We start from the raw sequence: 20,421 nt of genomic DNA, 5'->3' as shown, positions 1-20,421 counted from the left end.
CTCCATGCTCACCGCCAACAAACTCATGCCCCAGGGCCGCGGCCTTGCGCCCGTGCTGCTCAAGCGCGCCGCCACCATCGAGCTCGACTGGGACGTCCGCCAGAAAAGCCGTTTCGACGCCACCGATTCGCAGGGCCGCCAGATCGGCGTGTTCCTGCCGCGCGGCACGGCGGTGCGGGGTGGGGACGTGCTGGTGACCGAAGACGGTTCGCTGGTGCGGGTGATCGCGGCGCCGCAATCGGTTTTGCGCATCACGCATTGCACGGCCCACGGCACGCCGTTCGACCTGACGCGCGCGGCCTATCACCTGGGCAACCGGCATGTGCCGATAGAGCTCAAGCCCGACCACCTGAAGATCGAGCCCGACCACGTGCTGGCCGACATGCTGCGTTCGATGCACCTGATCGTGGTGGCGGTCGACGAAGCCTTCGAACCCGAGGGGGGCGCGTACGGGTCGCACGGCGGGGGTCACAGCCATGACCACGGCCCGTCGCATGGCGCCAGCAAAGGGCCGAAGCCGCTCGTGCTGGCACCGGAACTGCTCGACGACCATGACCATTCGCACGGTCACGATCACCACGGTCACTCGCACTGAAATGCGGTCCTGCTTCTCTTTTCGCTGCCGCAGGGTTCATTCGGGGTGCGCTCGCGTTTTCAGAGCAGTCGTTGATCGGGGCACACCGACAGCGTGTCCGGTGCACAGGGCGTCGGGTGCTCCCCTCCGCGAAATAAAGGAGGAGCGAAGCGGGGGACATTCGCGCAGGGGAGTACCCGGCGGCCTGTGCACTCGCCCTGAACAGCAGCGCCCCGAACGACAGCGCCAAGAACGACAGCGCCAAGAACGCAAACAGGAAGCCTGACATGCCCACCCAGGCAAACAGTCTCCTGCAGCTCATCTGGCTCGCCTCCCCCGCCCTGCCGGTGGGCGGCTTTTCGTACTCCGAAGGCGTCGAGGCGGCTGTCGAATGGGCCGGCGTCGATTCGGAATCGAAAGCCGACGAATGGCTCTCCGACCAGTTGCACCTGAGCTTTGCGCGCGGCGACCTCGCCCTGTTCGCGCAGGCCGTTGCAGCCTGGCGCGCCAACGACATGCCGCGCATTCGCGAACTCAACCAGTGGGTCGTGGCCACCCGCGAATCCGCCGAATTTTTCCTGCAGACCGAGCAGATGGGCCGCTCCTTCGTCGAGTGGCTCAAGCTGCACCACGCAGACACGGCCGAGGTCTTCAAAGACCTGCCCGCAACCTACCCCGTGGCCTTTGCATTCGCCGTGAGCCGCACGGGCGCCAGCGCGCACGACGGCTGCCTGGCCTTCGCCTTCGGCTGGGCCGAGAACATGGTCGGCGCCGCCGTCAAGGCCGTGCCGCTGGGCCAGAGCGCGGGCCAGCGCATCCTCGGGCGGCTGTCGCAAGAAATACCCGCCGCCGTGACCCGCGCCATGGCTTTGGGCGACGACGACCGCCAGGCCTTCGCCCCCCTGCTGGCCGTGCTGTCGGCGCGCCACGAAACACAATATTCCCGCCTCTTCCGAAGCTGAACCGAGCACATCCGCCATGACCTCCGCCCTGCACCACATCCCGAACCGCACCAAGAGACTTCCCCCCCTGCGCGTGGGCATCGGCGGCCCGGTCGGCTCCGGCAAGACCACGCTGCTCGAAATGCTCTGCAAGGCGATGCGCGACAAGTACGACCTGATCGCCATCACCAACGACATCTACACCAAGGAAGACCAGCGGCTGCTGACCGTGGCCGGCGCGCTGCCGGCCGAGCGCATCATGGGCGTGGAAACCGGCGGCTGCCCGCACACCGCCATCCGGGAGGATGCGTCGATCAACCTCGAAGCGATCGACCGCATGCTCGAGGACTTTCCGGACGCCGACATCGTTTTCGTCGAATCCGGCGGCGACAACCTGGCGGCCACGTTCAGCCCCGAGCTGTCGGACCTCACCATCTACGTGATCGACGTGGCCGCCGGCGAGAAGATCCCGCGCAAGGGCGGCCCCGGCATCACCAAGAGCGACCTGTTCATCATCAACAAGACCGACCTGGCGCCCTACGTGGGCGCCAACCTCGATGTGATGGAGCAGGACACGCAGCGCATGCGCCGCCAGCGTCCCTACGTGATGACCAACCTCAAGACCCACACCGGCGTGGCCGAGGTGGTGGCGTTCATCGAGGCGCGAGGCATGCTCGCCGAGGGCTGAGCCCGCCGACGGTCAGGGCAGGCCGAGGTAGACGCGCAGGTCGTCCTTCACCGTGCCCGCCGAGGCCACCGCGGTGCGCAGGCGGGCCTCGCTCACGCCGAACCATCGGGTCCAGTAGTCGACCTCCTTGAGGTCGGTGACATCGATGCGGTCATCGTCCTGAGGAATGCGGATTTCGGTGTCTTCGCGCATCGTCTTCTCCTGAAAAACTGAGGTGGGTGGGGAACGAAAGCAAGTTGCTGGCAGGGAGAACAGTTTCCCTGCCAGGGGCACCCCGCCAGCCGGACGATTCCGACGCGCCTTGCAGGACATCGCCCTCATCCCGTGGCGGCAATCTCGGCTTTTGCCGACTTTTGGCGGCGTCGTCCTGCACGCCGCGCGACCGCACCAATGTTTCAATTTGCTCCAGATTCATATTTGGAGAAGCAACATGGAGCCTGACCACCAGCGACTGCTGAGTGTTGGCGTACCGGGCCTGAACGACGTGCTCGGCGGCGGGCTGGAGCCCAACCGCCTGTACCTGCTCGAAGGCGCGCCCGGCGCGGGCAAGACCACCATCGCGATGCAGTTTCTGCTCGAAGGCGCGCGCCGGGGTGAATCGGTGCTCTATGTGACGCTGTCCGAAACCGAGACCGAATTGCGCGGCGTGGCCGCCTCCCACGGCTGGGACGTCTCGCCCATTCATGTGCGCGAGATGCTGCCCACGCAAGACAGCCTGCAGCCCGACGAGCAGTACACGATGTTTCACCCGTCGGAGGTCGAGCTCAGCGAGACCACGCTGCGCATCCTGAGCGATGTGGAAGCCTTGAAGCCCTCGCGCATCGTGTTCGACTCGCTGTCGGAGCTGCGGTTGCTGTCGGGCACATCGCTGCGCTACCGGCGGCAGATTCTGGCGCTCAAGCAGTTCTTTGCAGGGCGCCAGTGCACGGTGCTGCTGCTGGACGACATGACCGCCACCGAACACGACCTTCAGGTGCAGAGCATCGCGCACGCGGTGGTGCGGCTGGAGCAGACCAACTCCGACTACGGCGCCTCGCGCCGCCGCCTGCTGGTGGTCAAGTACCGCGGGCAGGAGTTTCGCGGCGGCTACCACGACTACAAGATCCACCGTGGCGGCCTGCAGGTGTTCCCGCGCCTGGTCGCCGCCGAGCATGTCTCCGACATGGAGATGACCAAGCTGCCCAGCGGCATCGGCGAGCTCGACGCCCTGCTCGGCGGCGGGCTCGAGAAGGGCACCAGCACGCTGCTGGTCGGTGCGCCCGGCACCGGCAAGTCATCGGTGGCGGTGCAGTTCGCCATCGAGGCCGCGCAGCGCGGGGAATCGTCGGCGCTGTTCATCTTCGACGAGAGCGTCAACACCCTGCGCACACGCTGCGCCGGCCTGGGCATGACACTGGAGCCGCACCTGGCGTCGGGGCTCATCCGCATCAAGCAGGTCGACCCGGCGGAACTGTCCCCGGGCGAGTTCGTGCACGAGATTCGCACGGAGGTGACCCAGCAGGCCGCGAAGGTGATCGTCATCGACAGCCTGAACGGCTACCTGAACGCGATGCCGGACGAGCGCTTTTTGATCGTGCAGCTGCACGAGCTGCTGACCTACCTGGGCCAATCGGGCGTGGCGACGATCCTGGTCGGCGCGCAGCACGGCCTGATCGGCGCGCAGATGCAGAGCTCGGTGGACGCCAGCTACCTGGCGGACGCCGTGGTCCTGCTGCGCTATTTCGAAGCCGAAGGCGAGGTGCGCCAGGCCATCTCGGTGCTCAAGAAGCGCGGCGGGGCGCACGAGCGCACCATCCGCGCCTTCTCGATGGATGGCACCGGGCTGCACGTGGGTCCTCCGCTGCGGCATTTCCGCGGCATCCTGACCGGCGTGCCGGTGCCGGTCGACGGCACCGTCCCGCCCCAGCCGTGACGGACGCCGTCGCCCTCCGGAACCCGCAGTTGCGCGTTCTGATGAGAACGGCCACGCCGCGGGACGCCGTCATGGCGTCGGCAGTCCTGTCGAGCGCCAGCATCGAGACGCAGGTGTGCGCCGATCTGCCGGAGCTCCTGCGCGGCGTGGGCGAAGGCGCCGGCGCGCTGCTAGTGTCCGAGGAAATGCTCACCGGCACCGGCGCCAACCAGCTCGCCGCCGCGGTGGCGGCCCAGCCGCCGTGGTCCGACCTGCCGGTGCTGATCCTCGCGCGGCAGGGCGCCGACTCGCGCGCCATTTCCACCGCCATGGAGGGCATGGCCAACGTCACCGTGCTGGAGCGCCCGATTCGCGTGGCGTCGCTGGTGAGTGCGCTGCGCAGCGCCTTGCGCGCACGGCGCCGGCAGTACGAACTGCGCCGCATCCTGGAAGACCTCAACGATGCGGACAAGCGCAAGAACGAATTCCTTGCCACCCTGGCGCACGAGCTGCGCAACCCGATGGCCCCGTTGAGCACCGCGCTGGCCATCCTCAAGCGCAAGGCCCTGACGCCGGAAACCGCGTTGCCCTACTACGAGCTCATGGGCCGCCAGCTGGACCACATGGTGCGGCTCGTGAGCGACCTGATGGAGGTCTCGCGCATCACGCGCGGAAAGATCGAGCTGCAGCCCGCGGAGCTGGCGCTCAACCAGGTGATTCGCGGCGCGGTGGAACTCAGCCGCCCGTTGATGGACGCCGGCAAGCACACGCTGTCGCTGCACATGGCCGACACCTCGCTGGCGGTGGAAGGCGACGGCGTGCGCCTGACCCAGGTGTTCGCCAACCTGCTGAACAACGCGGCCAAGTACACACCCGAGGGCGGGCGCATCGATGTCTTCGTGGAGCGCGACGACCAAGGCCACGCGGTGGTGCGCGTGAAGGACAGCGGCGCGGGCATTCCGAGCGCGATGCTGGGCACCATCTTCGACATGTTCGTGCAGGTGAGCGGCACGGCGCGCGCCGCGCAGGGCGGCCTGGGCATCGGCCTCACGCTGGTGAAAAGCCTGGTGGAGCTGCACGGCGGCACGGTCAGCGCGAAGAGCGACGGCGCCAACCAGGGCAGCGAATTCACCGTCGTGCTGCCGCTGCTCGAACATGGCGTGCGGGCCGGCGCCAAGCCCGGTGCGTTGCAGGAGACGATGGTCGCGCAGCACCGCATCCTGGTGGTGGACGACAACCGCGACGCCGCGGAATCTCTCGCGGCGCTGCTCGGCCTGCTGGGTGCGCAAACCGCCGTGGCGTTCAGCGGCGCGGACGCGCTGGAACAGGCGGAGCGCTTCAACCCCTCGTTCGGCATCCTGGACATCGGCATGCCGGGCATGGACGGCTGCGAGCTGGCGCGCCGGCTTCGGGCCCATCCGCAACTGCATGGCATGGGGTTGATCGCGCTCACCGGGTGGGGCCAGGCCGACGACCGGCTGCGCATCGCGCGGGCCGGCTTCGACCACCACCTGCTGAAGCCGGTCGATGTCGAGGAGCTGTCGGCCACGCTGCACAAGCTCGCGCAGCGCGGCACCGGCTGAAGCACCGCCGCACCGGCGGCGCAACGCGCCCGCTCAGAGCTCGCTGCCGTCGCGCAGCTGGCGCGCCTTGTACACGAGCCGCACGCTGGCGCGGCGCGGGTCGCTGACCTGCTGCACGTAGACGTCGGTGTCGTTGCTCACCCAGGCGGCGTAGGCGCTGCCGGGGTCGCGCGAGGCGAGCTCGGCGCCGAACACGCCGCGGCCCCATTGCACGAGCGACGCGAAGGCAGCAGCGCCGCTGTCCGGCGTGGCTTGCATGGCCTGGGCCGTGGCCACGTACTCGACGCGGCGCAGCTCCGAGGCTGCAAAGAAGAAGGTCGGCTCGAACAGCAGGCCGGCCATCTCGACCGGTGCGGCGTGCCAGCTGCCGACCAGGCCGCCGCTCAGGCGCTGCGGTCGTTGCACGCGCTCGGCGGCGGGTACCACGACCCGCAGTTCATCGGCCGACATGCCCAGGCGCACGCCCGGTGGGAGCGCCTGCGCATGCAGAGCGCCCGCGGCGAGAAGTGCCGCGCTCGCGGCAAGCGCACGAAGAAGGGTCAGGGAAGCGAAAAGGCGCACGTTCGGCATCGGGGAAAAAGCAGCGGAACCATGGGACCGCGAGTATGACGCGGAGTTCCGTGATGCCGCTTGTCCAGCTTTTCCAGGGCCCTGCGACGCGTCACTCCTCGACGAAAGCCTCTTCCCGCTTGGCTTTCACGGAAGGCAGCAGCACGACGACCAGCAGCAACGCCGCCACCACCAGCAGGCCCGCCGACAGCGGCCGCGTGACGAACACGCTCCAGTCGCCGCGCGACAGCAGCAGCGCGCGGCGCAGGTTCTCTTCCATCATCGGCCCCAGGATGAAGCCCAGCAGCAGCGGCGCGGGCTCGCATTTGAGCTTCAGGAAGGCATAGCCCACGATGCCGAAGATCGCGACCATCCACACGTCGAAAGTGTTGTTGTTCTCCGAGTACACGCCCACTGCGCAGAACAGCACGATCGACGGAAAGAGCCACTTGTAGGGAATGGTCAGCAGCTTGATCCAGATGCCGATCAGCGGCAGGTTCAGCACGATGAGCATCAGGTTGCCGATCCACATCGAGGCGATCAGGCCCCAGAACAGCTCGGGGTTGCTGGTCATCACCTGTGGGCCCGGCTGGATGTTGTGGATGGTCATGGCACCCACCATCAGCGCCATCACCGCGTTGGGCGGAATGCCGAGCGTCAGCAGCGGAATGAAGGAGGTCTGCGCGCCGGCGTTGTTCGCCGATTCGGGGCCCGCCACGCCGCGGATGTTGCCCTTGCCGAAGGGCACTTCGCCCTTCTTCAGCTTCATCTTCTTCTCGATGGTGTAGGCCGCGAAGGCCGACAGCAGCGCGCCGCCGCCGGGCAGGATGCCCAGCGCCGAACCCAGCGCGGTTCCGCGCAGCACCGCAGGCGTCATGTCCTTGAAGTCCTGCTTGGTGGGCCACAGGCCCTTGACCTTGGCGGTGAACACCTCGCGCTCGTGCTCGGGCACCGCCAGGTTGGCGATGATTTCGCCGTAGCCGAAAACGCCCATCGCGATGGCGATGAAGCCGATGCCGTCGGTGAGCTCCGGAATGTCGAAGCTGTAGCGCGCCACGCCCGAGTTGACGTCGGTGCCCACCAGGCCCAGGGCCAGGCCGAACAGGATCATGGTGATCGCCTTGAGCAGCGAGCCCGAGGCCAGCACCACGGCACCGATCAGGCCCAGGATCATCAGCGAGAAGTACTCGGCAGGGCCGAACTTGAAGGCCAGTTCGGTCAGTGGTGGCGCAAAGGCCGCCAGGATCAGCGTGCCGACGCAGCCCGCGAAGAACGAGCCCAGCCCGGCCGCGGCGAGCGCCGGTCCGGCGCGCCCCTTTCTTGCCATCTGGTAGCCGTCGATCACGGTCACCACCGACGAAGACTCGCCCGGCAGGTTGACCAGGATGGCCGTGGTGGAGCCGCCGTACTGGGCGCCGTAGTAGATGCCGGCCAGCATGATCAGCGCCGACACGGGCGGCAGCGCGTACGTGGCGGGCAGCAGCATCGCGATGGTCGCGACCGGGCCGATGCCCGGGAGCACCCCGATCAGCGTGCCCAGCAGGCAGCCGACGAAGGCATAAACGAGGTTCTGCGCCGTGAAGGCGACGCCGAAGCCGATCGAAAGATTGGAAATCAGGTCCATGGGTCTTGTCTTGTTCTTGTGCGAATCAGCCGGCGATGAAGGTCGGCCACACGGGGAACTGCAGCTTCAGCGCGACCACGAAGGCCAGGTAGCTGCCGATTGCCAGCACGGTCGCAAGCACGGTCACTCCCTTCCAGCCGAAGTTGTCCCCCGCGAGGCTGGCGATGAAGGTCAGCGCGTAGATGGCCACGATCAGTCCCATCGACGGCAGCCCGATGCTCGGCAGCCCGCCCAGCAGCACGCCGAAGACCAGGTTCGCGCCGATGATGAAGACCAGCGGCTTCCATGCGATGCGCCCGATGGGCTCGCCGTCTTCCGTCTCGACGCTGAGCGCCTTGAGCGTGACGGCCACGCCCATGAGGGCAATGAGGATGCCCACGATCAGGGGAAAGTAACCGGGGCCCATGCGGGCGCCCGAGCCCACGTTGTAGGTCGTGGCGCCCCATGCGAAGGCCACGCCGAAGGCGCTGAAAAGCACGCCTGAGCAGAAGTCTCTCTGACTCTTGATTCTCACCGTTGATGTCTCCTGGAACTGCGTTGATCGGCACGCGTTGTGCGCCGCGCGATCCTAGGAATTCAGGCGGCTTTTGTGCATGACCAAGACATTGCCGTTCGGCAATGTGGCGAACGAACGCGCAGCGTTCAGTCGCTGGCCATCGGCAGGTCGATGCACGCGCGCAGCCCCGGGCGCGCGTCCGCGAACTGCAGCCGCCCGCCATGCAGCGCCACCACCGCCTGCACGCTGGCCAGCCCCAGGCCGTGTCCTGGTGTGCTGCGGTCCAGCCGGTGGAAGCGCACGCCGATGCGCTCGTACTCGGCGGCGGGAATGCCGGGGCCGTCGTCCTGCACGAAGAGCTGCGCTCTGCCGTCCACCGTGTGCGTGCCGATGCGCACGGTGGCACCGGTGCCTGCGTATTTCAGCGCGTTGTCCAGCAGGTTGGCCGCCGCGCCGGCCAGCAGGTCGCGGTCGCCCAGCGCCACGGCGATGTCGGCGGGCTCGCGCAGCAACGCGATGCCCTGCATTTCCGCCACGGCCTCGTACAACTCCGCCACGTCGTCGGCAATCACGTGCAGCGCCACCGGCGCGAACTGCTGCCGGCGCGCACCGGCCTCGACCTCGGCGATCTGCAGCAGCTTCTCGAACACCACCGCGAGTTCCTCGAGCTCGCGAATCGCGGTAGCCACGGCCTCGCGCTGCGGGTCTTGCGCCTGCAGCGCGGCTTCCACCGCGCGCAGCCGCACCAGCACGCGCGTGAGCGGCGTGCGCAGGTTGTGGGCGATGGTGTTGGACACATGGCGCACGCCGTCCATCAGCGACTGGATGCGGTCGAGCATGGCGTTGATGTCGTGCTCCAGCAGCGCGAACTCGTCCTCCTCGCCGGACGGCGCCACACGCTCCTGCAGCTCGCCGGCGGCGATGCGCGCGGCCGTGCGGCGCACCGCGCCCACGCTGCGCTCCAGCTCCTGGCGGAACACGAAGGTGCCGCCGATCAGCAGCAGCACCGCCACGATGCCCGCCGCCGCGCTGGCGCTGGCCACCAGCGATTCGATCGACTCCTGGTCGCGCAGGTCGTGCCCCACCACCAGCTGGCCGCCGTCCGGCAGCGGGCGCAGCACGATGTAGGCGACGACGGTCTGCCCCGCGCGCACCACGCGCCGGTGCACGCCGTCGCCCGCGTCGGGCGCCGCCGAGGGCAGCTGGTCGAGGTTGCCCGCGAGCTTGTTGCCTGCGCGGTCGGTCAGCAGATAGATCTCGTTGTCGGAGTTGCGCCCGTCCGACAGCGCATTCGAGATTTCGCCCGCCACGCCGTCGGCACCGCGTGCGTCGTAGCGCACCATCAGCTGCTGCATGCTGGCGGCCACCTGCCGCACCATGCGCTGCTGCAGCACGCCCACCGTCTGCATGTACACGATGGCCAGTGCGGCGAGCATCGTGATGGCCACGAGCAGGCCGTAGTAGAAGGCCAGCCGGAAGCCGACCGAGCGCCACAGCTGGCGCAGGGTGCGTGTCATTGCGGCGGGGCCAGCGTGTAGCCCACGCCGCGCACGGTGTGAATCAGCGTGGGCGCGCCGCCCGCGTCGAGCTTGCCGCGCAGGCGGCTCACCTGCACGTCGATCACGTTGGTCTGCGGGTCGAACTGGTAGTCCCACACGGCCTCCAGCAGCATGGTGCGCGTGACCACCTGGCCCGGATGCATCATCAAATAGGCCAGCAGCCTGAACTCGCGCGGCTGCAGCGCGATGGGCCGGCCGCCGCGCTCCACGTGCCGGCGCGCCAGGTCGAGCGTGAGGTCGGCCAGCTGCAGCATGCGGATCTCGGGCCCGGTGCGCGAGCGCCGCACCAGCGCCTCGGCGCGCGCCGCCAGCTCCGAGAAGGCGAAGGGCTTGGCCAGGTAGTCGTCGCCGCCGGCCTTGAGGCCGCGCACGCGTTCGTCGAGCGCGCTCAATGCGCTGAGCACCAGCACCGGCGTCTTCTTGCCGAGGGCGCGCAGGGTCGAGAGGATCGACAGCCCGTCCACGTCGTTGGGCAGCATCCGGTCGAGGATCACCAGGTCCCACGGCTCGCCCGTGGCGCGCGCGAGCGCATCGGCACCGTCGCGGCTGATGACGGCCACGTGGCCGAGCGAACGGAAGCCGTCGGCGATGTAGCGCGCGTTGTCGGCATCGTCCTCGACGATGAGGCAGCGCCACATGGCGGTGGGGCCTAGCACGCCGGTGTCGCGCCCTCGTGCGGGGCAACGCGACGGGCCGGGGAAACAAGAAGATCGGGGAGTGACTGCGTTCGGGTGCTCATGGCGATGGAGTCGGCCGGCCCCCCGTTCATCCGGGCGCCGCCGGGGCCATCCTAGCCGCGATTGAACCAGAGAAAGCGCAGCAGCTTCATTGCCGTTTGTCCATGTTGGCGCACGCCTGCCGCTGCCGGCTATGCCTGCAGCGGCAGGCGCAGCGTCAGGCCCAGCACGCCGCCCGCACACGGCGCCGAGTAGATGCGCCCGCCGTGGTGGTCGGCAATGCGCTCGCAGGCCCGGGCACTGGCGCCGGCTGCGTGCGCGCTGTCGAAGAACCTCGCGAGCGGCGGCCGCGCATCGACGGCATCGAGGTCGCGCCAATGGATCACGGCCTGCTCGCCTTCAGCGTGCGCGGACACCTGCAGCGTCGCGCCCGCGCGCATCACGCTGGCCGCATAGGCCGCGACCTTGGCGAGCAGTTCGCGCAGCTCGGCCTCGATCGCGAGCACAGGCACCGCTTGCGGCGGCAGCTGGACTTCGAAGCGGATGGCCTTGCCGTGCGTATCGTCCGAGGCCGCGTCGAGGAGCGGGCGAAGGTCTTGCACGCGGCTGGCGCCCAGCCGCTGCTGCGCGTCCTGCCTGGCTTGCGCCGCGAATTCACGCGCCTTCGCGCCCTGGCGCAGGTTGGCGACGAACAGCGAGCCCATCAGGCAGACCACGCCGCCCAGGCCCAGCGAGATCACGCTGGCGATGATGACGCCGAGGTTGCCGGACTGCAGTTGTCCGCCGGACATCAACGCGCTCCCGGCACAGGGGCGTCGGGTTCGCCCGGCGCGCCGCGCTTGCAGTCATTGCCCGCACCGTTGCGCTGGCCGTCACAGCCCTCCCACCCGGGCGCCGGCGGCCTGCGGGCGCCGCCAAAAGGCATGGGCGGCGCTTCACCGCGAAAGCCCGGCGGCGGTGCGCGGTAAGGCATGGGCGGCGGGGGCAGCACGATGCAGCCCGCGAGGCCGGCGGCCGCGAGGGCGACCGCCAGAAGTCGAATTCTGTTCATTGAAAAGCTCACTGCTGAATGGACGGGTTGCGCACGGGAAAAAAGGGCATGCGCCCTTCTTTCATTCCGCGCACAGTGCGCGCACCACGTCGTCAGAACGCGTGGCGAATGCCGAAGTCGTAGCCGGTCGACGAACGCGGCACGCCCGAGAAGCCCACGCCCGCGCTGCCGTAGCCCGTGGTGCTCGCCGAGACCAGGCTGCCCGTGTAGTTGGCATCGTTGCGGTTGCTCACGCGCGCCACCGTCGCGTACAGCGCCGTGCGCTTGGACAGGTTGTGCACGTAGCCGATGGCCAGCTTCTGCGCGCGCGGGTCTTCGCCCGTGATGCCGGCCGCGCCCTCGTTGTAGCGAACCACCGAGTACGACGCGCGGATCAGGCCCGCGCCCACCGGCACCGTGGCGCCGATCAGGTAGCCGTTGTAGCTGTCGTGCGTGTTGCTGAGCGCCGTGTCGAACTTGTTCTTCACGTTCGACAGCTCGCCGAACAGCTTCACCGGGCCGAAGTCGTACGACGCGCCCAGGTTCACCGTCTGCACCTTGCGCTCCAGCGTGGTGGTGTCCACCGCCACGCTCTGGCCCACGCCCAGGGCCACGTCCAGCGGGCCGTTGGCATAGCCGAAGCGCCCGCCCACGTAGCGCCCGGCGCTGCTGCTCGTGGCCGCCGTGGTCGACGTTGCGCTGGTGCTGGTGTTCTCGTTGAAGCTGTACTGCAGCTGGCCGTAGAAGCCGCCCAGGTTCGGCGGCAGGAAGTAGCCCACCGAGTTGCTCGCACGCACGTAGTTGGCGTTGTTGATGGCGGTGTTGCCGCTGACGGTGCTGATCACGTTGGTGCCCGAGCCGTTGGTGCCGAACGGGTCGAACACGGTGTCGTTCCAGAACGTGGGCGTGTAGTCGCGGCCCAGGCGCACTTCGCCGAAGCCACCCGACAGGCTCACGGTGGAGCGCCGCGCGAAGGTGCTGATGCCGGTGGCGCCGTCGTCGTTGGTGATGGGCGCTTCGAGCCAGAAGCTCGCAGCCAGGCCGCCGCCCAGGTCTTCGGTGCCACGAAAGCCGATGCGGCTGGAGTTGTAGCCGGAGTTGCTCAGGCTGGTCTTGCTTTGCTTGACCGAGGCGCCCGTGAGCGGGTCGCGCGCGGTGGCCGACTGGTAGGTCACCGCGGCGTCGACGACACCGAACAGCGTGACGGACGATTGGGCAGAGGCCAGGCCACAGACGGCCAGGGCAGCGAATGCCGTGAGGGTTTTCTTCATTGGGGTTCTCCGGTTTCAGCGGCTCTTCAGCGAGCTGCAGACACGCATGGTCTCGTTCAAATTCGGAGGAATCTTGTGATTGCCCGCTCTTTGCACGGAATGTTGTTTGCGTGCACATGGCCTGCGTGCCGCCCGGAAGCACCCCGTACGAAAAGTCTCCCAAAAGCCGCGCGATGCTCGGCGACCGAAGGAGTGACCCATGACCATTGCCTTGCAAAGCAACACCGCCTCGACACTGGGCGCGCAGCTGCTCGCCAGCGCGTTCAGCCCCGCCTTTTCGCACCTGCGCATTCTTCGCGACCTCGTGATTCCCATGCCCGAGGGCCATGCGGTGCGCACGGCGCGCATCGATGCGGTGGTGGTGTGCGAGACCGGCATCTACCTGTTCGAGATCAAGCCGTGGCGCAATGCCTTCGTCTACAGAAAGAAGTCGGACCAGTCGCCACCGCGCTGGTTCTTGCGGCTCAACGGCTGCAAGAGCGCACGCGAGGTGAAAGACCCGGCGTGGCAGGGCGGGCGCAAGACGACGCAGTTGCGCAGCCTGTTGCCCGACGATTTACGCCTGCAGTACTTCGTGTTGTTGCCATGTGAAGGCATCGAACTCGAAGGCGTGATGCCGGCGGCTGTCATCACGCAGCAAGACCTGCCCTACATCGCACGCCTTGTTCGCAACCACGGGCGAACGGCTCGCACGTACCCTCTTCTCGATGCGCAGGGCATCGACCGGACCGTGGAACGGCTGCTCGAAATACAGGGGGCGACGCACGCCACGGTGCTGCAATAGCCTTGCGTTCAGGGCGCGTGCGCCCTGAACGACAGCCACTACACCCCCCAAAGTAAAGACACGGCACAGCCCCGAGCCGCTCGGGGTAGTCCCAAATTTCTCCGACATTGGCGAAGACCATGCGGCGATGCATTTACCGAAGTCCCTCGCAGCGGCCGCCGTGCTGCTTGCCTCGCTGGCTGCCCTCCCCGCATGGGCCACCGATCCGTTCACCGTGCGGGACATCCGCCTCGAAGGCCTGCAGCGTGTCGAACCCGGCACCGTGTTCGCCACCCTGGGGCTGAAGGCCGGCGACACCTACAACGACGAGCGTGGCACCAACGCCATTCGCGAGCTGTTCAAGCTCGGCCTGTTCAAGGACGTTCGCATCGACGTGAACGGCAACGTGCTGGTGGTGGTGGTCGAAGAACGGCCCACCGTCGCCGACGTCGACTTCGTGGGCACCAAGGAGTTCGACAAGGCCGCGCTGCAGAAGGCGCTGCGCGAGATCGGCCTGACCGACGGACAGGCCTACGACAAGGCGCTGGCAGACCGCGCCGAGCAGGAGCTCAAGCGCCAGTACATCAGCCGCAGCCTCTACAACGCCCAGGTGGTCACCACCGTCACGCCGCTGGAGAACAACCGCGTGAACCTGACCTTCACCGTGACCGAAGGCGAACCCGCGCGCATCAAGGAAGTGCACGTGGTGGGCAACAAGGCCTTCAGCGAAAGCACCCTGCTCGACCTGTTCGACCAGGACAACGGCGGCTGGCTCGACTGGTACACCAAGTCCAACCAGTACTCGCGCACCAAGTTCAACGGCGACATGGAAACGCTGCGCTCGTACTACATCACGCGCGGCTACCTCGAATTTCGCATCGACTCGTCGCAGGTGGCCATCTCGCCGGACCGCCAGACGCTCACCCTCACCATCAACATCACCGAAGGCGAGAAGTTCGTGGTGGCCGGCGTGCGGCTGGCGGGCGACTACATGGGCCGCGACGACGAGTTCAAGACGCTGGTGACCATTCGCCCCGGCGCGCCCTACAACGGCGAGCAGGTGGCGGCCACCACCAAGGCCTTCACCGACTACTTCGGCACCTTCGGCTACGCCTTCGCCCGCGTGAAGGCCGAGCCGGAGATCGACCGCGCGAACAACCGCGTCACCCTGGTGCTGAACGCCGAGGCCTCGCGGCGCGCGTACGTGCGGCGCATCAACATCGGCGGCAACGCCAAGACGCGCGACGAAGTGATCCGCCGCGAGTTCCGCCAGTACGAAGGCGCCTGGTACGACGGCAACAAGATCCGCGCCTCGCGCGACCGCATCGACCGGCTGGGCTTTTTCACCGAGGTGAACGTCGACACCGTCGACGTGCCCGGCTCGCCGGACCAGGTCGACCTGGCGGTGACGCTGACCGAGAAGCCGACCGGCTCGCTGCAGCTGGGCGCGGGCTACTCGTCCACCGACAAGGTGTCGCTGAGCTTCGGCATCACGCAGGAGAACGTGTTCGGCAGCGGCAACTACCTGGGGCTGAACGTGAACACCAGTTCGTACAACCGCACCATCTCGCTCACGGCCACCGACCCGTACTTCACCAAGGACGGCATCTCGCGCACGCTGAACGTGTTCCACACCACCACCCGGCCCTACTACGAGGCCGACGGCAACTACAAGCTCGCGAGCGACGGCGGCTCGGTGCGCTTCGGCTTTCCGGTGGGCGAGCAGGACACGGTGTACCTGGGCATCGGCGTGGAGCGCTATTCGTTCACGCCGGGCACCAACGGCACCTACGCGCTGGTGGACGGCTCGTACGTGTACACGGCCACGCCGCAGGCCTACCTGGACTACTTCAAGTGCACGGGCACCGCGCCGAGCGTGAGCTGCGCCAGGTCGAGCATCGTGGGCATCCCGGCCACGCTGGGGTGGTCGCGCGACGACCGCGACAGCGCGCTGGTGCCCACGCGCGGCGTGCTGCAGAGCGCCAACCTCGAGGTGGGCGTGGGCAGCGAGCTGCGCTACATGAAGTCCAACTACCAATACCAGCAGTACTTTGCGCTGTCCAAGCAGTACACGCTGGCCGTCAACGGCCAGCTGGGCTACGCGCGGGCGCTCGGCAACAGCACGTTCCCGATCTTCAAGAACTTCTATGCCGGCGGGCTGGGCTCGATTCGCGGGTTCGAGCAGAACTCGCTCGGCCCGACCGACGCGGTCACGGCCGGCTCGCTGGGCGGCACGCGCAAGGCGATCTTCAACATGGAGTTCAGCACGCCCTTCCCCGGCGCGGGCAACGACAAGACGTTGCGGCTGTACTCCTTCTTCGACGCGGGCAATGTATTCGCCGACCGCACCGCCAGCATGACCGACGCGCAGTGGAAGGCGCAGAACCGCCTTCGCGCGTCGGCCGGCATCGGCATCAGCTGGATCTCGCCGCTCGGGCCGCTGCGCCTGGCGTATGCGGTGCCGCTGCTCTACCAGAAGGCGGACACGGCCAACGGCATCACGGCCGACCGCACGCAGCGCTTCCAGTTCCAGATCGGCACGTCTTTCTGAACCGGAGAACGAGAAGCCATGGGTCGCATCCTGCTGGTGGAAGACGCTCGCGACAGCGCCTCGCAATTGCTCGCGCACCTGCACGGCGCGGGCCACGAGGTCGAGCAGACCGAAGACGCGGCGGCGGCGCTGGCGCGCATCCTGACGGCGCCGCCGGCGCTCACGCTGCTGGGCACCGAGGACGGCATCGCGGTGCTGCACAGGGTGCGCGCGCACGGCAACCACCCGGTCATCGTGCTGGCGGCGCGCGCGCAGGAGGCCGACCGGTTGCTGGCGCTGGACGCGGGCGCCGACGACTGCGTGTGCAGGCCCTTCTGGCCGAGGGAAGTGGTGGCGCGCGTGAACACCGTGCTGCGCCGGCATGCGCAGCGCCAGGACGCCGGCCGGCCGTCCACCGCGGTGAACTTCGCCGGCGCGCCGGGCATGCGGGGCAACGCCCGGCTGGAGGGCCATGCGCTCGCGCTCACGCGCCGCGAGTTGCTGCTGCTGCGCGCACTGTCGAACGACCCGGGGCGGGTGTTCACGCGCTCCAAGCTGCTGGAAGCGGCGTTCGCCGAGGCGCTCGACGTGAACGAGCGCGCGGTGGACGGGCACATCAAGAACCTGCGCAAGAAGCTGTCGGACGCCGCGCCCGCGCACGACTGGATCCGCTCGGTCTACGGCGTGGGCTTCAGCTTCGCGGAGCGGCCTGCGGCTTGATCGGCGACCGGGGCAGCCGCCCGCGCATGCACGCTCAGCCTGCGGTGCGTGGTGGTACGAGCGCCTTGACGCGCGCGGCGCCGTCCAGCGCACGGCTGCGTGCAGGACCGCCGTCGCCCATCGGCATGCCGCGCATGCCCATGCCACCCGGAGGCGGCATTCCGCCAGGGGGCATGGCGCCCATCCGCATGCCGCCCGGCGGCGGCGGCCGGTCGACCACGGGGGCCGCGGCCGGGTCGACCACCAGCGCGAGCGTGGCCACGTAGCGCCGGCGCTCTTCGCGCACGGCGCCGAGCACCGTGTCGCCGGCCTTCAGCGCAATGCCGTCGAGGCTGTTGAGCGTGTCGCGCACCCGCGAGCGCTGGTAGAGCGAGACCTGCGTGTAGAGAAACTCGCTCAACGCATCGGGCAGGAAGAACTGCGAAGTGAGCACGGCGCGCGTGCCGTGGAGCACCTTCATGTGGATGTGCGTGGTGCGCCCCGCATACCAGCCCGGGTAGACGGTGGCGAACGCGGCGCCGCCGTCGCGGTCGGTGAACTGGCTGCCGCGCAGGAAGGTCTGGCCCTCGAAGGTGCCCGCGCGGTCGTCGCCCTGCCCGGCAAAGCCCGAGTAGCGGCCCTGCATGTCGCAGTGCCAGAGGTCCACGCGCAGCCGGGGCAGCGGCTTGCCGGCGACGTCGCACACGGTGAAGCGCACGTCCAGCGGCACGCCTTCGAGCCCTTCGGTGATGTCGCGGCGAACCTGCGCCAGGTCCAGGTAGTAGGGGCCTTCGGTGGTCTGCGCGGTCAGCGGCAGGGGCTTTGCGGCAGCCTGCACCGGGCGCGCGGAGGCTGTGCCCATCGCCGCGGCGCCGAGGGTGGCCAGCAGGCCGCGGCGGCCGATGGAAGAAGTGGGTGGTTGTGTCATGGTTTGTCCTCCTCGTCGTTGGATCCGGCACCGGCCGCTCGCGTGGCACGCCCCTCGGCCCACAGGACCAACAGCGTCCACGCCTGCGCGACCATCCAGAAGAACACGGTGATCGCACCCAGCAGCGCAAAGTTCAGGCTCGGTGTCATGCAGCCATGCTGGGGCCGCATTCGGGAGAAATGATGGAGAAACCTGGGGGCGCCGTCTCCCAATTTCCTCCACATTCGGGCGACATCATCGGTTTTCTCCCCCCCGACACCCCCGTCCGCCCGATCGCCATGCATGTCGCAGAATGCGCCCATGCCTCCCCTGTGCCCATGCCCCAACTGACCCTTTCCCGCAAGATCTTCCTGGCGCTGGCCGCCCTGCTGATCGTGCTGCTCATCAGCTTCGCGGGGTTGTCGATCATTGCGCTGCAGCGCGGCCTGGGCTCCTATGTGGCCGAGATCGAGATCCGGCGCATGGACTGGCTGGCGCAACTGGTGCTGAAGAACTACGCGACCCACGGCGACTGGAAGAACCTGCGCGACAACGACGACGCCTGGCAGCGCCTGCAGATGGGCCGCTTCGCCAATGTGCTCGACAGCGCCATAGCCAACGGCGACGAGCGGCGCCTGCCGCCCTGGTACGAATACCGCGCCATGCGCGCCGCGACGCCCGAGGGCGCCTCCGCCGACGGCGCGAGCGACGGCAGCCCGCCGCCGCCGTCCCCCCAGCTCGACCTGCTGCCGCGCCGACTGCCCGGCATGCCGCCGGGCATGCCGCCGCCCTGGGTGTTTCCCGATCCGCGCGGCATGCACGACGCCATCTACCAGCGCCTGGCCGTGCTCGACGCGAACGGCGCGCGCGTGGTGGGCGCCGACATCGACCTGCCGAACGCCGCGCGCATGCCGATCCGGCACAACAAGTCGGTCGTCGGCTACCTGGCGCTCGCACCGCTGCAGGGGCTGGAGAGCGAGGCCGACCGCGCCTTCGTCGCGCGCCAGTCTGGCGTGATCGTGCTCACGGGCCTGTGCGGCCTGGGCTTCGCGCTGGTGCTGTCGTGGCTGCTGGCACGCCGCTGGTTCAAGCCCATCGACGAGCTCACCCAGGCCGCGCAGGACGTGGCCCGCGGGCGCCTGTCGACCCGCGTGGCGGTGCAGGGTTCGGACGAGCTGGCCCTGCTGGGCAAGACCTTCAACGACATGGCGCAGCGCCTGGACACGGTGGAGGCCTCGCGCCGCGCCTGGCTGGCCGATGCGGCGCACGAGCTGCGCACGCCGCTGGCCGCCATGCGCGCCGAGATCGAGGCGCTGCAGGACGGCGTGCGCACCTTCGACGAACGCACCGCGCTGCGCCTGCACCGCCAGGTGATCCGCCTGGGCCAGCTGGTCGACGACCTGCGCAGCAGCATGCGCGAGCCGCGCAGCGACGCCCTCACCGCCACGGTGTACCCGCTGTCGCTGCTGAAAGAAGCGCTCGACCACACGCGCGACCGTTTCGCCAAGCGCGCCATCGCCGTGGACCGCGGCGCCGTCGATCGCATCGACAGCTTCTCGCAACCCACCGTCGACGGCGACGCGCACCGGCTGCACCAGGTGTTCATGAACCTGCTGGAGAACACGCTGGCCTACACCGACGAAGGCGGCACGCTGCGCATCGACGTCACGGTGGAAGGCGCGTGGACCGGCAACTGCCTCACGCTGCTGTTCGACGACAGCTCGCCCGGCGTGCCCGAGAGCGAGCTGCCGCGCCTGTTCGACCGGCTGTTCCGCGGCGAGACCTCGCGCAGCCGCGAACACGGCGGCTCGGGGCTGGGCCTGTCGATCTGCCGCGCCACCGTCGAGGCGCACGGCGGCACCATCGACGCGTCGGCCTCGCCGCTGGGCGGGCTGCGCGTGACCATCACCCTTCCACTGGCCGCATCGTCATGACCCGCATCGCCATCGTCGAAGACGAGATCGACATCGCCTCGGTGGTGCAGGACTACCTGCGCCACGCGGGCTACGAGACCACGCATTTCACCGACGGGCAGAGCGCGCTCGAGGGCATCGTGGCCGCGCCGCCCGACCTCACGCTGCTGGACATCATGCTGCCGCGGCTGGACGGCATCGAGGTGCTGCGCCGCGCGCGCGAGCACACGACGCACCCGATCATCATGCTCACCGCGCGCATCGAGGAAGTCGACCGCCTGCTCGGCCTGGAGCTGGGCGCCGACGACTACGTGTGCAAGCCCTTTTCGCCACGCGAGCTGGTGGCGCGGGTGCGCGCGGTGCTGCGGCGCACCGCCGGGCCGGCCTCGGGCGCGCAAGGCTCGGCCTCGGCGGACCAGGCGCCGGGCCTGGTGCTGGACGATGTGCACTGGCGCGCCTCGCTCGAAGGCGCGCCGCTCAACCTCACGCGGCGCGAGTTCGGGCTGCTGCAGGTGCTGTCGCGGCACCCGGGGCGCATCTTCTCGCGCGCCCGCCTGCTGGAGCTGGCCTACGACGACACGGTGGACGTGACGGAGCGCGCCATCGACAGCCACGTGAAGAACCTGCGCCGCAAGCTGGGCGCGGTGACGCCCGCGCACGACTGGATCCGCTCGGTGTACGGCGTGGGCTTCGCGTGGGAAGCGCCGGCCGAAGCCGGGCACTGAA

20 protein-coding genes are annotated in these 20,421 nt (G+C 68.7%); 10 read left to right on the top strand and 10 right to left on the bottom strand.

Going from position 1 to position 20,421, the window contains the following annotated elements; genetic code table 11:
- Window positions 1–4: 4 nt before the first annotated feature.
- The 3 genes from ureE (at window position 5) to ureG (ending at window position 2,203) form a co-directional block, all read left to right on the top strand.
- A complete protein-coding gene (gene ureE, locus ACSFA5_RS29100) occupies window positions 5–595 on the top strand; it encodes an urease accessory protein UreE (RefSeq protein WP_435447516.1) in 591 nt (196 codons plus the stop codon).
- 266 nt (window positions 596–861) lie between these two features.
- Entirely contained in the window at window positions 862–1,536 is a 675-nt protein-coding gene (locus ACSFA5_RS29095; protein WP_435447515.1) for an urease accessory protein UreF, read from the top strand.
- 16 nt (window positions 1,537–1,552) lie between these two features.
- Complete coding sequence (ureG, locus tag ACSFA5_RS29090) at window positions 1,553–2,203, top strand: urease accessory protein UreG (RefSeq protein WP_435447514.1); 651 nt, start codon at window positions 1,553–1,555, stop codon at window positions 2,201–2,203.
- Between the two features lie 12 nt (window positions 2,204–2,215).
- On the opposite strand, the gene ACSFA5_RS29085 is transcribed toward ureG, so the two are convergent.
- On the bottom strand, window positions 2,216–2,395 hold the full coding sequence (locus ACSFA5_RS29085) for a DUF3606 domain-containing protein (RefSeq protein WP_435447513.1): 180 nt from the start codon (window positions 2,393–2,395) through the stop codon (window positions 2,216–2,218).
- A 238-nt stretch (window positions 2,396–2,633) separates the two neighbouring features.
- On the opposite strand from ACSFA5_RS29085, the gene ACSFA5_RS29080 reads away from it, so the two are divergent.
- Complete coding sequence (locus ACSFA5_RS29080; protein WP_435447512.1) at window positions 2,634–4,115, top strand: ATPase domain-containing protein; 1,482 nt, start codon at window positions 2,634–2,636, stop codon at window positions 4,113–4,115.
- A 71-nt stretch (window positions 4,116–4,186) separates the two neighbouring features.
- Window positions 4,187–5,677 (top strand): hybrid sensor histidine kinase/response regulator, encoded by a 1,491-nt coding sequence (locus ACSFA5_RS29075; protein ID WP_435447511.1) that lies wholly within the window; start codon window positions 4,187–4,189, stop codon window positions 5,675–5,677.
- Between the two features lie 33 nt (window positions 5,678–5,710).
- On the opposite strand, the gene ACSFA5_RS29070 is transcribed toward ACSFA5_RS29075, so the two are convergent.
- The 7 genes from ACSFA5_RS29070 to ACSFA5_RS29040 form a co-directional block, all read right to left on the bottom strand.
- Window positions 5,711–6,247, bottom strand: a complete 537-nt coding sequence (locus ACSFA5_RS29070; protein WP_435447510.1) for a hypothetical protein — start codon at window positions 6,245–6,247, stop codon at window positions 5,711–5,713.
- Window positions 6,248–6,338: 91 nt separating this feature from the next.
- Window positions 6,339–7,850, bottom strand: coding sequence for a tripartite tricarboxylate transporter permease (locus ACSFA5_RS29065; RefSeq protein WP_435447509.1), 1,512 nt, complete (start codon window positions 7,848–7,850; stop codon window positions 6,339–6,341).
- Window positions 7,851–7,875: 25 nt separating this feature from the next.
- Window positions 7,876–8,364: a tripartite tricarboxylate transporter TctB family protein gene (locus ACSFA5_RS29060; RefSeq protein WP_435447508.1), complete on the bottom strand. Its 489-nt coding sequence runs from the start codon at window positions 8,362–8,364 to the stop codon at window positions 7,876–7,878.
- 128 nt (window positions 8,365–8,492) lie between these two features.
- On the bottom strand, window positions 8,493–9,863 hold the full coding sequence (locus ACSFA5_RS29055) for a sensor histidine kinase (RefSeq protein ID WP_435447507.1): 1,371 nt from the start codon (window positions 9,861–9,863) through the stop codon (window positions 8,493–8,495).
- On the bottom strand, window positions 9,860–10,543 hold the full coding sequence (locus tag ACSFA5_RS29050) for a response regulator transcription factor (protein ID WP_435447506.1): 684 nt from the start codon (window positions 10,541–10,543) through the stop codon (window positions 9,860–9,862). Before ACSFA5_RS29050 ends, ACSFA5_RS29055 begins: the two co-directional genes overlap by 4 nt.
- A 230-nt stretch (window positions 10,544–10,773) precedes the next feature.
- Window positions 10,774–11,373 (bottom strand): sensor histidine kinase, encoded by a 600-nt coding sequence (locus ACSFA5_RS29045; protein WP_435447505.1) that lies wholly within the window; start codon window positions 11,371–11,373, stop codon window positions 10,774–10,776.
- A gap of 352 nt (window positions 11,374–11,725) precedes the next feature.
- A complete protein-coding gene (locus tag ACSFA5_RS29040) occupies window positions 11,726–12,883 on the bottom strand; it encodes a porin (RefSeq protein WP_435447504.1) in 1,158 nt (385 codons plus the stop codon).
- A gap of 199 nt (window positions 12,884–13,082) precedes the next feature.
- On the opposite strand from ACSFA5_RS29040, the gene ACSFA5_RS29035 reads away from it, so the two are divergent.
- From ACSFA5_RS29035 to ACSFA5_RS29025, 3 genes are all read left to right on the top strand, one after another.
- Window positions 13,083–13,667 (top strand): nuclease-related domain-containing protein, encoded by a 585-nt coding sequence (locus ACSFA5_RS29035; RefSeq protein WP_435447503.1) that lies wholly within the window; start codon window positions 13,083–13,085, stop codon window positions 13,665–13,667.
- Window positions 13,668–13,794: 127 nt separating this feature from the next.
- The gene (gene bamA, locus ACSFA5_RS29030) at window positions 13,795–16,197 is read left to right on the top strand and encodes an outer membrane protein assembly factor BamA (protein WP_435447502.1); all 2,403 of its coding nucleotides are present in this window, start codon (window positions 13,795–13,797) and stop codon (window positions 16,195–16,197) included.
- Window positions 16,198–16,215: 18 nt separating this feature from the next.
- Window positions 16,216–16,896 (top strand): response regulator transcription factor, encoded by a 681-nt coding sequence (locus ACSFA5_RS29025; protein ID WP_435447501.1) that lies wholly within the window; start codon window positions 16,216–16,218, stop codon window positions 16,894–16,896.
- 34 nt (window positions 16,897–16,930) lie between these two features.
- Here the strand turns inward: ACSFA5_RS29025 and ACSFA5_RS29020 are convergent, their stop codons facing one another.
- Together ACSFA5_RS29020 and ACSFA5_RS29015 are read right to left on the bottom strand one after the other, a co-directional pair.
- Window positions 16,931–17,803: an intradiol ring-cleavage dioxygenase gene (locus tag ACSFA5_RS29020; protein ID WP_435447500.1), complete on the bottom strand. Its 873-nt coding sequence runs from the start codon at window positions 17,801–17,803 to the stop codon at window positions 16,931–16,933.
- Complete coding sequence (locus tag ACSFA5_RS29015) at window positions 17,800–17,952, bottom strand: hypothetical protein (protein WP_435447499.1); 153 nt, start codon at window positions 17,950–17,952, stop codon at window positions 17,800–17,802. Before ACSFA5_RS29015 ends, ACSFA5_RS29020 begins: the two co-directional genes overlap by 4 nt.
- Before the next feature lie 168 nt (window positions 17,953–18,120).
- Between ACSFA5_RS29015 and ACSFA5_RS29010 the strand changes: the two genes are divergently transcribed.
- Together ACSFA5_RS29010 and ACSFA5_RS29005 are read left to right on the top strand one after the other, a co-directional pair.
- A complete protein-coding gene (locus tag ACSFA5_RS29010; RefSeq protein ID WP_435447498.1) occupies window positions 18,121–19,716 on the top strand; it encodes an ATP-binding protein in 1,596 nt (531 codons plus the stop codon).
- The gene (locus ACSFA5_RS29005) at window positions 19,713–20,420 is read left to right on the top strand and encodes a response regulator (RefSeq protein ID WP_435447497.1); all 708 of its coding nucleotides are present in this window, start codon (window positions 19,713–19,715) and stop codon (window positions 20,418–20,420) included. Before ACSFA5_RS29010 ends, ACSFA5_RS29005 begins: the two co-directional genes overlap by 4 nt.
- Window position 20,421 lies beyond the last annotated feature (1 nt).

Source organism: Variovorax monticola (assembly GCF_051216855.1).
GTDB lineage: Bacteria > Pseudomonadota > Gammaproteobacteria > Burkholderiales > Burkholderiaceae_C > Variovorax.
Note: the sequence above shows the minus strand (reverse complement) of the source record. Positions and strands in the feature narration are given on the sequence as shown.

Coding starts and splice junctions, on each gene's coding strand:
- ACSFA5_RS29050 (WP_435447506.1), bottom strand. CDS start 10,543: ATGTGGCGCTGCCTCATCGTCGAGGACGATGCCGACAACGCGCGCTAC.
- ACSFA5_RS29005 (WP_435447497.1), top strand. CDS start 19,713: ATGACCCGCATCGCCATCGTCGAAGACGAGATCGACATCGCCTCGGTG.
- ACSFA5_RS29080 (WP_435447512.1), top strand. CDS start 2,634: ATGGAGCCTGACCACCAGCGACTGCTGAGTGTTGGCGTACCGGGCCTG.
- ACSFA5_RS29095 (WP_435447515.1), top strand. CDS start 862: ATGCCCACCCAGGCAAACAGTCTCCTGCAGCTCATCTGGCTCGCCTCC.
- ureG (WP_435447514.1), top strand. CDS start 1,553: ATGACCTCCGCCCTGCACCACATCCCGAACCGCACCAAGAGACTTCCC.
- ACSFA5_RS29055 (WP_435447507.1), bottom strand. CDS start 9,863: ATGACACGCACCCTGCGCCAGCTGTGGCGCTCGGTCGGCTTCCGGCTG.
- ACSFA5_RS29045 (WP_435447505.1), bottom strand. CDS start 11,373: ATGTCCGGCGGACAACTGCAGTCCGGCAACCTCGGCGTCATCATCGCC.
- ACSFA5_RS29035 (WP_435447503.1), top strand. CDS start 13,083: ATGACCATTGCCTTGCAAAGCAACACCGCCTCGACACTGGGCGCGCAG.
- ACSFA5_RS29025 (WP_435447501.1), top strand. CDS start 16,216: ATGGGTCGCATCCTGCTGGTGGAAGACGCTCGCGACAGCGCCTCGCAA.
- ACSFA5_RS29040 (WP_435447504.1), bottom strand. CDS start 12,883: ATGAAGAAAACCCTCACGGCATTCGCTGCCCTGGCCGTCTGTGGCCTG.
- ACSFA5_RS29020 (WP_435447500.1), bottom strand. CDS start 17,803: ATGACACAACCACCCACTTCTTCCATCGGCCGCCGCGGCCTGCTGGCC.
- ACSFA5_RS29085 (WP_435447513.1), bottom strand. CDS start 2,395: ATGCGCGAAGACACCGAAATCCGCATTCCTCAGGACGATGACCGCATC.
- ACSFA5_RS29065 (WP_435447509.1), bottom strand. CDS start 7,850: ATGGACCTGATTTCCAATCTTTCGATCGGCTTCGGCGTCGCCTTCACG.
- ACSFA5_RS29010 (WP_435447498.1), top strand. CDS start 18,121: ATGCCCCAACTGACCCTTTCCCGCAAGATCTTCCTGGCGCTGGCCGCC.
- ureE (WP_435447516.1), top strand. CDS start 5: ATGCTCACCGCCAACAAACTCATGCCCCAGGGCCGCGGCCTTGCGCCC.
- ACSFA5_RS29015 (WP_435447499.1), bottom strand. CDS start 17,952: ATGACACCGAGCCTGAACTTTGCGCTGCTGGGTGCGATCACCGTGTTC.
- ACSFA5_RS29070 (WP_435447510.1), bottom strand. CDS start 6,247: ATGCCGAACGTGCGCCTTTTCGCTTCCCTGACCCTTCTTCGTGCGCTT.
- bamA (WP_435447502.1), top strand. CDS start 13,795: ATGCATTTACCGAAGTCCCTCGCAGCGGCCGCCGTGCTGCTTGCCTCG.
- ACSFA5_RS29075 (WP_435447511.1), top strand. CDS start 4,187: ATGGCGTCGGCAGTCCTGTCGAGCGCCAGCATCGAGACGCAGGTGTGC.